This window comes from Citrobacter sp. Awk 2 (assembly GCF_028069815.1).
GTDB lineage: Bacteria > Pseudomonadota > Gammaproteobacteria > Enterobacterales > Enterobacteriaceae > Citrobacter.
Genome location: NZ_JANEWL010000122.1, coordinates 1 through 12,419, shown reverse-complemented (window position 1 = coordinate 12,419; position 12,419 = coordinate 1). Strand labels below are relative to the sequence as shown.

10 protein-coding genes are annotated in these 12,419 nt (G+C 51.0%); all 10 read right to left on the bottom strand.

Annotated elements, in window-relative coordinates:
* Window positions 1-124 precede the first annotated feature (124 nt).
* Window positions 125-484 (bottom strand): hypothetical protein, encoded by a 360-nt coding sequence (locus NNO02_RS20905; protein WP_271442634.1) that lies wholly within the window; start codon window positions 482-484, stop codon window positions 125-127.
* Window positions 468-992 (bottom strand): chemotaxis protein CheW, encoded by a 525-nt coding sequence (locus NNO02_RS20900; protein WP_271442635.1) that lies wholly within the window; start codon window positions 990-992, stop codon window positions 468-470. Before NNO02_RS20900 ends, NNO02_RS20905 begins: the two co-directional genes overlap by 17 nt.
* Window positions 993-1,003: 11 nt before the next feature.
* The gene (locus tag NNO02_RS20895; RefSeq protein ID WP_271455633.1) at window positions 1,004-2,680 is read right to left on the bottom strand and encodes a GGDEF domain-containing response regulator; all 1,677 of its coding nucleotides are present in this window, start codon (window positions 2,678-2,680) and stop codon (window positions 1,004-1,006) included.
* Window positions 2,681-2,693: 13 nt separating this feature from the next.
* Window positions 2,694-3,056 carry a response regulator gene (locus NNO02_RS20890; protein WP_271442637.1) on the bottom strand — a complete coding sequence of 121 codons (363 nt, stop codon included), beginning with the start codon at window positions 3,054-3,056 and terminating at the stop codon, window positions 2,694-2,696.
* A gap of 22 nt (window positions 3,057-3,078) precedes the next feature.
* On the bottom strand, window positions 3,079-5,223 hold the full coding sequence (locus NNO02_RS20885) for a hybrid sensor histidine kinase/response regulator (RefSeq protein ID WP_271455632.1): 2,145 nt from the start codon (window positions 5,221-5,223) through the stop codon (window positions 3,079-3,081).
* An 11-nt stretch (window positions 5,224-5,234) separates the two neighbouring features.
* Complete coding sequence (locus NNO02_RS20880; protein ID WP_271455631.1) at window positions 5,235-6,647, bottom strand: CheR family methyltransferase; 1,413 nt, start codon at window positions 6,645-6,647, stop codon at window positions 5,235-5,237.
* A complete protein-coding gene (locus NNO02_RS20875; protein WP_271455630.1) occupies window positions 6,644-7,711 on the bottom strand; it encodes a chemotaxis protein CheB in 1,068 nt (355 codons plus the stop codon). The genes NNO02_RS20880 and NNO02_RS20875 overlap by 4 nt, the downstream gene beginning before the upstream one ends.
* Window position 7,712: 1 nt before the next feature.
* Complete coding sequence (locus NNO02_RS20870) at window positions 7,713-9,803, bottom strand: methyl-accepting chemotaxis protein (protein ID WP_271455629.1); 2,091 nt, start codon at window positions 9,801-9,803, stop codon at window positions 7,713-7,715.
* Between the two features lie 61 nt (window positions 9,804-9,864).
* The gene (locus NNO02_RS20865) at window positions 9,865-11,832 is read right to left on the bottom strand and encodes a sensor domain-containing phosphodiesterase (protein WP_271455628.1); all 1,968 of its coding nucleotides are present in this window, start codon (window positions 11,830-11,832) and stop codon (window positions 9,865-9,867) included.
* A gap of 387 nt (window positions 11,833-12,219) precedes the next feature.
* The coding region (locus NNO02_RS20860) for a hypothetical protein (RefSeq protein ID WP_271455627.1) at window positions 12,220-12,419 on the bottom strand (200 nt) is incomplete at its 5' end.

Genomic DNA, 12,419 nt, shown 5'->3' with positions numbered 1-12,419 from the left:
ACTTATGTAATAAAACGTAAATAACACAATGAGAAGGTGAGCAGGATTAAAAATAATAAAAAACAAGATTTACAGATATAATAAATCATGCAGTTGTAAAACGCCGTGTCACTCTGCATGAGTATCAACACCAGCTTAAAAGCGGGCTAAATGCCTCACTCCCCACCAGTGCGCGTAGCGCCGGCAGACGACACCCATGAGCCAACAGCGGCGGTACGGCAAAAATGGTGTCGCTGGATAACATGACATTTTCCAGTTGCCCCCATAAGTACCAGCCGGTTTCTACGCCGCTGGCTGGAACAAACAGATGCAAATGCCAGCCTTGTTGCGGTTCATCAGCAATACCAAGCCATCGGCTAAAACGCGGAATCTCCGGCGCAGCTTGCGTCACCAGCAAACAGCGCCCGACCTGACTGGCCGGAATATAAAAATCCTGCGTTCCCAGGCGAATGCGTACCGCAGCCAGATTAATGGGAGGCGTCATACCCGCTGGTCTCCTGATAGCGATCAAAAACCAGATTCAGATCGAGCAGCGTAAACCAGGTTTCCGCCACGTTCACGACCCCAACCGCAATGGTTTGTAGCGCCGGAGGCAGTGAATCCCCCGGCAAGTGAATCTGGCTTTCGACAACATCCAGCACATCAATAAGCTTGTCGATCAAAATACCGCTTTGCATTTTCTCTGAGCAGCCAATCAGAATCGTGCGTTTACCTGCCGCGTTAGCCGCAGGTTTGTCGATCAGGCTGTCCAGTCTCATCACCGACTCCACTCGCCCACGATAGTTGATGACACCTTCGAGCATCGGCGCACAGCAGGGAACCCAGGAAATAGGCCGTTCCGCAAGGATCTCTTTTATCTGTGCCCCGTAGAATGCAAAGTTATTACCCGCCAGTTGAAATAGCACCAGCGTACGCTGCGGCTCATCAACGCTTTCACACTCCGGTTTTTCACCATGATTCAACGCGAGAATTTGTTCCAGCTGTTGGCTCATCTCTTCTCCTTTTACTCGGCAATGCGGAAGGTATTACGGCCATTCTGCTTCGCGGCATATAGCGCCTGATCGGCACGTTCACGTAGCGTTTCAAGCCTGTCGCCAAACTGCCACTGTGCGATACCCGCGCTGAAGGTACTGTGAAAACTGGCATCATTAACGGAAAATGCGACCTGCTCGTAATCCTTACGCAAGCGCTCAACCACCCGTGCAGCCTTCTCACTCGTAGTGTTAGGCATAATGATGACAAACTCCTCCCCGCCGTAGCGACCCACGATGTCGGTACTGCGTAAGCGATGGGAAAACAGCTGTGAAATGCCGACAATGACCTGGTCGCCAACCGCATGGCCGTAGGTATCGTTGATGCTTTTAAAGCGATCCAGATCGACCATTACCAGACAAAACGGGTGACCGCTGTAGCTCGACTCGGCAATCGCACTTTTGAGAAAATGTGTGGTTGTCGAGTGGTTGTATAACCCACTCAGGCTGTCCTGCGACATGCGGGCGCGCAGGGTTCGCATTCTTTCCGCTCGGATCGAGACGGCACGGATAAGCTCTTCTGGATTCGCCTGCTTAAGAATAAAATCCTCAGCGCCGATGCTCATCGCACCAAGCTGCTCACTCTTGTTCGTCTCGCTGGAGAGATAGGCGATAGGCAGGCCAATATGCTGCGGGATTTGGCGGATAAGCTTAGTCAGCTCCGCCCCGCTAAATTCCGGCATGTGGTAATCCATCAGCACCAGATCGATGGGGTGGGCATTCAGCACATGCAGTAAATACTGTGGTTTTTCCAGTACATGCACTTCCATTCCGGCGATACGCAGCATTTCCGCGTTGTATTGCGCCACCGCCGGCTCGTCATCGATCAGCAGCACCTGATAGGGTTTTTTCAGCGACGGCTGGGTTAAGCGATGCAGTTCCTGTACTAAATCCGTAATCGAGGCTGGTTTGACGTAGTAGCCATCACACCCGGATTTAATGGCGTTGATCCGCGCTTTAAAATCGCTGTGGCAGGAGAGAAACAGTACCGGGAAAGCGGTGCCGACTTTCTGCTTGAGGTCCGACATTGTCAGCGGGCCACCGTAGGCGTTATCCGGAAAGCTGACATCCATAATCACCACCGAAGGCGGCTGAGAAAGCACCGCCTGGGTAAAATCCTGCGTGTTAGCAAACACATGGCAGGTAAAACCGAAACAGCGTAGTTGCGTGGCGAGCAACTCAACCTGGTCAATGTCATCATCGCACAGGTAGATTGGCTTATCGGCCCGACGAGCGTATCCCTCTTCTGCGCGCGGGGAAGAGATCGGTAATTTGAAGTCCGTATCGCTGATACGGTGTTCAAGATTCAACTGCTCCTGGGTCAGGGTATACAGCCACCGAATAATGCGCCGCATTTCATCGTAATGAATCTTACTTTGATCCACTTCCAGCTCCGCGAGCAAACTCTCCCCTTCTGCGGCTGCGTTCGCCAGAGGCGTAAAACCAAAAGAACCGGCAGACCCGTGAATGCTGTGCAGCAGTATGTGCAGTTGTTTACGGCAAGACTCGCTGGGCTCTGCAACCAGTTGAACGAGTAATCTTTCCGACTGGGCCAACATGTCGGGGATGCGGCGTAAAAATCCCTGTCGCAGACGCGCTATTTTTTCCTGCGCGGCAGCCATCGCTAAGTGCTTATTTTCTTGTTTCATCGTACGTGTAGACTTATTCAGTAACCGCAGATGGTTGCAGTAGCGCATTCACTGCAGCCCCCAGATTTTCCGCCAGGTTCTCATCTTTTTTCACCCAACGGTCATACGGAACGTCGCTGCCCGTGACCTCATTTGCGCTCAGCAAAATGAAGGGCTTAGACCACTCCTGTGCGCGTAATAGCGCCAGTAAATCTAAACCGCTAATCTCCGGCATATGCAGATCGCTGATCACCAGGTCGATATTGTTATCCGAGTCCAGGCACGCTAAGGCGGAGATGGCACTTTCCACGATCACCACATCGTAGCCATCCATTTCTAAAAAAACGGATGCCAGTTCAGCTGCAAAAAGATCATCATCAACTAATAAAATTCGCATCTTCTCTCTCGATTTTGCGCTATCAGCACAAAAGCATTTTTAATGTTTTAATCAGGCTGTCCTGCTCGAAGTCGCCTTTGGCAATATAAGCATCCGCCCCCACCTGAATGCCACGTCGCCGGTCTTCTTCCTTCGCGCGGGAGGTCACGATGATAATGGGCGTGTGCTGATAGTTTTTCTCTCCACGCAGCGATTTGGTGAAGGTGAAACCATCCATAAACGGCATTTCGACATCCGTCAGCACAGCATCAAACTGGGTCAATTTCGCTTTTTGTAGACCCGATAACCCATCTTCTGCCAGCGTGACCTGATAGCCATGCGCTTCCAGCACGTTCTTTTCAATCTCGCGGGTATTGAGTGAGTCATCGACCACCAGCACGTGCCAGGCATCTTGCGCGACACTGACTGGCTGCACAGGAGTGCTGGTTTGCCGTGATTGTTGCGCCATCGCCATCAGCGCCGGGACCTGCAGAATACTGACCAGTTGGTTATCAGGGGTCTGTACCATCCCGGACACCAGCGATTGCTGCTGCATATGCTTCGGCAACGGCTTGATCATCATCTTGCGTTCATCGAGCAGCTTATCAACGCGTAGTGCCATTTTGCTGTACTGGTTCTGCACCACGATTAATCGTTGCCCTGCCGGTGGGGCACTGCTTTGACGATCGTGAATACCTAGCAGAGCACCGGCACAAATCACCGGAATAAACTCGTTATGCAAAATGATGGCGGGTCGCCCGGCAATGTCGTTAATCCCTTCGGGGGTGCATTCCACCACCTCAACCACATACTGAGCGGCCAGTCCGAACAGGTGGCCCTGTTCTTCAAATTGCAGGATACGCATCATTGCCAGCGAAACGGGCAGACGCAGGCTAAAGCACGTCCCGACCCCCTGCCGGCTATGTACCTGCAAATCCCCCTGCAGGTCGGTGACCACCGTTTTGCGCACAACATCAAGGCCTACGCCACGCCCGGAAAGCTCTGAGACAATTTTGCTGGTGGAAAAACCGGGATGGAAAATCAGCTCATTACACTCTTGTTCAGAGAGCTGTCCGGCCATTGATGCCGGAACCAAACCTTTGCTGACCGCTTTTGCGCTGATCGCCTCATAGTTCAGGCCGCGCCCGTCATCTTCGACGCGCAGTAGTATTCCGCTTCCATCCTGTTGCGTACTGATGGTGATGGTGCCGCGCGTCGATTTTCCCAGCGCCAGCCGCTCATCAATTTCACCAATACCGTGATCGACCGCGTTACGCAGCAAGTGCGTCAGCGGCTCCGATAACCGGTCAATAAGCTGTCGGTCGATTTCCACTTCGCCCCCTACAAAGCGGCAAACGACCTGTTTGTTCAGCGTGGAGGCCAGTTCGCTGACCTGCAGTGAAATCGGCTCAAATAGGGTGGACAGCGGCAGCATACGGATCCGCGCCGCCACGTCGTACAGTTCATACATCTGCAAATGTTGAACCTGAACGCTCTCTTTCAGTTGAGCGCTGAAATCATGGATCTGCTGACGCAACTGTTCTGCGCTAAGCCCTAACAACCGGGGCACCAGTTGGCTCAGGTTTTGTATCTGCTGTTCCAGGCGATCATGGCCTGCAAGCACTTCCCCGAGAATGTCGATCAGGTCGTCAAGTTTATTCAGCTTTACCCGTACTGAATCAGCCTGTTTTATACCTGAATCCACAGCGATCGTCGGCACGGGTGCCGGAGTCGCTGTCGGAGGAAGCGGTTTTTCCGCAGGTCCCGCCGCCTCGACAACCAATGTAACAGCCTCCCCGCGGCTGGCGCTGGCAAGGCGTTCACATAAACTCGCATCTGCCGGGGGGAGTTGATTATCTCCGTCACTGACAAAAAGCTGGGTGAGTTGACCGGAAAGATACTCCACGGACTCATGGATCAGATTGCCAAGCGCCCTGTCAGGCGTCAGTTTCTTATCCCGCAGTTCGCTAAGAACGTCCTCAAGGTGGTGCGTGACATCAGCAATGCTTTGCAGTTTCAGCATCCTCGCGCCCCCCTTCAGAGTATGCGCGGCCCGAAACATTTCCCCAATCCATACGTCAGTATGTTCATCAGCGGAGAGCAAAAACGCGCCCTCGCTGATCGTCTGCAAATGACCTCTCCCTTCATCAATAAAACGCAGAACGAATTTTTTCAGATCGATAGCCATAATCGTTCTTTTTACCCGTTTTGATGGGCGAATTGCGCCAGTTGATGTTCACAAAGAAAACGAAACGTATTGCCAGGAAATACCATGGGCAAACGCAGACGACAAACCGTTGAAGGATTGTTCATTTCGTCGTTAAGTAATTGCATCACCACGCGATATGTACGCTGAGCGGGCTGGCGAAGCTCGCTTTGCCGATACATTTCAGCCAGATAATAGTGTGCAGGCCAGTAGCCGGGTTCCTGATAGACCACCTGTTTAAACCAGGCGATGGCCTGCTGCGTTTGGTGTTGCCACATCATCGCCAGACCGAGCAGCATTTTTGCTTCTGCCGACCATTCATCCTGCGCGAGGATCTTTTGCGCATTTCCGGCCGTCTGGGAAAACTCTCGTTGCTCCAGTGCAATCACGCCCTGAATCAGCAGCGCATCCTGGTTGCGGGGATCGTTGCGTAATACGCAGGCAATACACGCTTCAGCTTCGGAAAAACACTTCTCATCAAGGCAGGCACGGGCCTTTTTCAACCAGTCATCACATTGCTGCGCCGTGGGTGCGGGAGGTTCACACACCACGGGGGCGCGAGGAAGCGGGACGCGTACCGCGACGCGGGGTAGCGGAGCGACTTTAGGGGCTTCTCGATGATGGCAGAAATAAAAAATGCCCTCTTCTTGCTCAAGCTTCAGAATATCGAAATTGTTGGCCAGCGTTTCCGCGTTGCCAAAGAACAAGGCTCCCTGCGGCTGCAGCATCTTAAGCAGGTTGCCATGCAGTTCGCGGCGTGTCGGCGTATCGAAATAGATAGACACGTTACGCAGCAAAATAATGTCAACTTCAGGCAGTAACTGCTCTTTGATAATGTTGGTGCGATGAAATGAGACTTTCTCGCGGATTTCATCATGCAGACGGAACAGATTCCCCGTCCGGGTAAAATAGCGCTGCTGAATCAGCGGATCGACACCACGAAACGAGTAGCTGGAATAACAGGCATTTCTGGCTTTTGCCAGAATCACCGGGTCAATATCACAACCGTAGATTTCAACCTGCTGCGCCATCCCGTTCTGGTACTTTTCATGCAGCTTGATTGCCAGCGAGTAGGCCTCTTCACCGGATGAACATCCCGCGCTCAGAATACGCACCGGGCCGCTACGCTGTTGCAGAAGGCGGGGCACCCATTTGTCGCAGATGAGATCCAGCGTGTCGCTTTCACGAAAAAAATACGTTTCGTTAATTGTAATCAGCGTAACAAAGCTATCAAACTCATCCTGAGAGATGCGCAACCGTTCATAGTATTCATAGTAATTGCTGATTCCCAGCTCGGCCATACGTCGACTCAGCGCCGATTCCAGCAACGCTTCCATCGCATTATCAAAGTGCAAACCCACCCGGTCTTTGATCAACCGGGCATAATCGGGGAGATTGGGTATCATGGCAATTTACTCTCAACATGCCCGTGAAAAGCCATCGAAAGCAGAACCTTCGCAAGGTCATCCAACGGGATTGTGCGATGGATAAGCTGTTTGTCGATTGCGTTCTTATTCATACCGAAAACAACAGAGCTTTCTTCATCCTGCGCCAGCGTCCTTCCTCCCCGCCGGAAAATCAGTTCAATACCACGACAGCCATCGCTGCCCATTCCCGTCATAATCAGCCCAACGGCTTTTTCACGAAAGACTTCAGCAACCGACTCCAGCAGCAGATTACAGCTGGGGTGATACACATCACTTTCCTGTCTCGGGATCGCGGCCAGCCGTTGGTTTGTTTTGACGATCAGATGCTGTTCAGGCGGCAGTATGTACACATACCCTGCTTCCACACGATCGTCTTCCTGCGCCAGTCGAACCTTCAGTTCAGTCACGCTGTCCAGCCAGTGCACCATGTTTTTGGCAAAACCGTCGGCAATGTGTTGTGCAATCAACACCGGGCACGGGAACGTACCGGGCAACGCCTGCAATAGCCTGCTCAGCGCCTGTGGCCCGCCGGTAGAACAGGCTATCGCCAGCACAAAAGGCCAGTCCTCTGGTGTCTTTTCGGCATCCATTGCCGGGTGAGTTCCCGGTACGCGTTGCTTTGTGGGATAGCGTAATCCCTTGATATGACGAATCACTTTTACACCAACCAGCAATTCTACTTTGCGATGCAGCACTTCACTCGACAACGGAGCGCCACTGCTGTGGTGCAATACCGCCAGCGCACCGCGGGAAATGAAATCATCATCCCACTGGTTTTCAGGGAAATAGCGCAGAACAAGAATTGGGATAGCGCTGGTCGCCATAATGGTTTCAACGATCTCAACGTTATCTGCCGTCGACGTATCCAGCGTCAGGATCAACAGGTCAGGCATCAACTGTTGTAACAGTCGAATCGCCTGCCTGCGGTGGGCTGCTTGCCCCACAACCCTTATATGCGAGTGCTCCTCCAGTTTTCTGACCAGCTCGTTGCGCGACACGCTGCCCAGATCGTGGATCAGCACCCGAATGTTGCCGCTATTCATGTCAGGCATCCATATCCGTCAAAGTAAATGACGTCGAAGCCTCTTTCAGCGCTTTCGACAGCTGCGTCATATCCTGACTCACGATCAAAATGTCTTTGATGGATTGCGACGTGTAATTACTGGCGACAACAATTTCACGCAGCGCCATAACCACTTGATTACTCGCCGTTTTCTGCTGCTGTGTTGACAGGGAGATTTGCAGCGCCGCCGTGGACGTTTGCTCCGCGGTGACAACAATGTCGTTCAGATGCTCGGCGCTCACTTTACAGGCCCTGGCGCCCGCTTTGATGCTCTCCCCGCCTTTTTCCGCATTCAGCACCAGACGATTGATGGCGTTTTGGATCTCGCTGATCTTGTTCTCGATCTCAACCGTTGATTCCGTCACGGAATCGGCCAGACGACGGATCTCCGCCGCCACGACCGAGAAGCGTTTCCCGGCTTCTCCGGCACTGGCCGCTTCCAGCGCTGCGTTAAAAGCAATCAATTTGGTTTGATCGGCAACGCTGTTAATGATCACCATCACGCGGCTGATTTCCGTCGACTTATTGCCCAGCATCATAATTTCACGCATGTTTTGCTGGTTATCGGTATCAATATCCGTCATACGCATCAGCAATTGCGACATCGACTCAGAACCTTTATTGCAATCTTCGAGCGTCTGGTTGGCAATATCCACAACCGCCCGCGAGTGCTCCGCGATCTGTGTGGAAGAGGCGGACAACTCCTCCATCGTTGAGGTGATTTCCGCAACCGATGATGAGGTTTCTACGCTGGTAGATGCCTGACCATCGACCGCTTCCGTAATATGCATCGACGCCTGATGTACCGAGTTGGCGTGAGAAACCATATCCCCCACCAGTGAGTGCAAACGCTGGCGCATCTTCTCTACCGCGCCAAGTAGCTCGCCAATCTCATCATGATGGTCGATTGGAACCTCTACCGTTAAGTCACCTTCAGCAATGGTCTGCGCAATACCCAGTACGCGGTTTAGACGGCGTGAAATCAGGAAGCGGCTGGCCACCGCAATCAGCAGTAAAATGACGGGCAGCAGGAAAGCGGTGAACAGCAGCAGGCCATTACGGACCAGGTTGCTGCTCCTGGCGACATCATCAACATTGCTGGTTGTCGAGATAACCCAATTGATCCCGTCAACATATTCATAGACAGCGACTTTCGTTTTGGGCGCAGTGCCATAGCCACTCACCCAATCGTAGTAGGTAATACCGTTTTTATGCTCGAGGATATCGGCAAACAGCTTGTATCCATTGGCATCGGTGATATTGATCGCCTGCTGATTACTGAGCGACGGGTGCACCAGCATACGCCCAGGTTCAAATCCGGCATCCAGTACATACGCATAGCCATCTTTCCCAATACGCACATTCAGCAAGCGCTGAATGATCGGTTGCAGACTCTGTTTAACATCGAATCCTACCGCAACGGCTCCCACCACCTGACCATACTTATCGGCAATCGGCTCGTAGTGGCTAATAAACTGTTTTCCAAACAGCGTGACCACACCAGAAAACGGTTTGTTTTTCAGAAGAAGCGGCAATGCCGGATTATCACGGCCCAATGCCGTTGCCGTCGCCGTGTTGCCAGAGTTTGCTAACAGCGTACTGCTGACGCGAACAAACTGCTCGCCTTCCAGTACAAAAGTACTGGCAAATACGCTGGTTAATTCGGTGAAATGCGAGTTGGTCGTAGGGCTACTTAGAACCGCTTTTAATTCAGCTGCATCCATAGAATGCAGTGGTTTATTGGCAACATTCTGATAGTTGTTAATATAAACATTGCTGTAATGTTCCGCGTCCCGGGTCACCCTCTGGAATTCATTAGAGATGCTGTTATGGAAAATACGCGTATTGGTCTTGATCATTTCCAGCGCATTGGCTTGCAGCTCTTTCGACAGATAAGACGACAATATAAACGAAGCACCAATCAGCAACGTCGCAATGCAGATAACCAGAATCATACCGAGCTTCATTGCCACGCCGGGATGGATATTGTGTAGCCAGGATATTATTCGTGCACCGGACCCCTCAGAGGACGCCACAGCCGACCGTTCTTTCACTTTAATAACATCACTCATGATTTTTGTTCTCTACCTGAGAAGAAATTACGCTTGTTGGTCATAATTAAATTTGCACACGCTATTCCAGCATGAGCAGCGGCGTTGGCTTACCTATGTGATACCCTTGCAACCACCCCACCCCCATTTGCTCAAGGCACGCCTGAATGCTGGCGTTCTCAACAAACTCGGCGACAACCTGCATATTTTTCATTGCAGCGACGCGACAGAATGATTCAACGATGTAGTAGCTGATTTCACTTTCCGTGATCCGGCGAATAAAAGATCCATCGATTTTCAAAATGTCCGCTTCGATGTTCATCAAACGCGCATAGCTCGCAAACCCGGTACCAAAATCATCAATTGCAACCCGGCACCCCAGTTGACGAATTAAATGCAGCGCTTCTACAGTTTGTTCTTTGTCTGACAGCGTATCCGCCTCGGTTATTTCAAAAATAACGCGCTGCGGATCCACACCGTAATCCTGCAATAGCTGGGTGATCTTCGAGACAATATTTGAGCGACACACCGTGACAGGAGTCAGGTTAATGGAGAAGCATCGTTGGGGGCGATCGGACATCGCTTTGAAGGTATTTTCGATTACCCATAAATCAATATCCGGAGCTAACCCCGCTTCATGCGCCACTGGCAGGAAACTGTTTGGAGGAATAAATTCGCCTTTATCATTGAGCATCCGGATCAGGATTTCATGATAAAGCGCCTCCCCCCGGGTACTGACGATCGGCTGGGCCATCAGTACAAACGCATTGTTATCCAGCGCGTTTTGCAGCGCGGTACGAATATCTGTTTTATCGGCAATATGGTCACCAAGGATCCGGCTATGCTGGGCTTCAAGGTTTTCGGGTCTGCCGTTGGTTAGCGACAAACCCGCAACCATGGCAAGCTTGCCAACCAGTTGATAGATATCATCGCTGATATCGTTAATCAGGCAGTAGCCCAGACCACTGCGAAAACCCAACCGTTGGTTATTGTGAAAGAGGCGAAAACCGTTAGCGGCATGGTACAAATCGCATAGCCGCTCATAGGAACCATCTTCAAGGCGGATCAGCAGATCATAACCTGCGTGGTAATAGACTTTCTCGCTTTCAACCAAATACCGCTGGAGATGATCGGCCAGAATCTTTTGATAGTGCGCGCGAAAATGAAAACCATAGCGGCGAGAAAAAAGCTCCAGCTCGGGGATCTGAATCAGACAGACTGTCGCGTTCTTCGTCGTAAACAGCTCGGTCTTCAGCGCGCGTAAATTTGCCATCCCCGTCATGGGATCGGTCAACCCCAACAGCAACGCCTGGTTAAACCGCTGCCGGGTAAATTTGGCCAATGCCCCCATAATCACGATAGTCAGTGAAAAGACAAAGATCAGCGTAGAAACCAGCGCCTGATGCAGCATGAAGTTAACATCGTTGGCGATGTAACTTTCGTTATGTTTACCCAGGATAATCAGGACCACAGCCCATACGGGCATGGTGAACATATGGCCAATTTTTATCGCGCCCCACAGCATGAGCGGGAACAGAAGAATCAGACTATAGAACGAGAAAAAGATGTTTGGGTTGTGCGGCGACGTTAAACAGAACATCAGGCCTAGCAGCAGCACGCACCAGGCAATCACGCCGTATGAACTCACATTACCTTTGCACTGCCCGACGACCGACTTAGCAAACGTAAACAAGTAAGACGGGCGGCGAGTGATACGGAATATCTTGTAGAAGAACGGGATCCCGGTCAGGCAACCGTTGACGATCCCTTGAACACGCACCAGCATTTCCAGACTCATCACCGGGTAATTGGCGACATCGGGGCGGTAAGCGTGGATCACGAATACAGCGAAGAGCTTGCCGAATACTAAGTACAGCAGAATGTTGTAACCACACAGCCAGACAATACGATTGAGGCTAATTTTGACCCGGCCAAAGCTACTTGAGCTGCGTCTGCCCGTCACTTTCCGGTATATCGCATAGCTTAAGGTCGATGCCAGAATCAGGCACAGCGCATCCAGGTGTTCATTTTGCGGACCGAGAGCAAACATAAGAACAAGAAACAGGAGAAACCCTGGCAGAACCCGGAAACCAAACAGGACAAGTGCGCCCGAAAAAACGGCCAGCTTAAGATCGTAAACTGTTAAAATATTATTATTGAAAATACAGTGTCCGTTAAGATATTGTGCCAACGGATAAAAAAGACTGGGTAAAAAAAGAGGCAGGCACCATTCTCGAATGCTTTTCGCAGTGATTGTATTTATTATCGCGTCCAAAACAATTTATCCGCTACACACTATACCAATAGGACTTTAATCCAGACTCTAATGTCGCAAACAGTTCCTTTTGGGTCAGCCGATTAACCGTAGCAAAATTGTCAACATTGACCGCGCACTGAGAACATAAAGTAATGATCTATGAGGAAGCGCGTATTTTATTCACATCAAGTCAGGAAATAAACACCCGCATATAGATAAAAATGGACATTTTGCAGATAAAAAGACAACTTCTTGCGTCAAGATAAAAACAACAACCATCTGATCTACAACACAAAAACAAACATCCATGATAATTACTCTACGAATCTTACGGAAGGCAAAAACACATTCTCCGGCACCGTTAATGTCAACTTTAATAC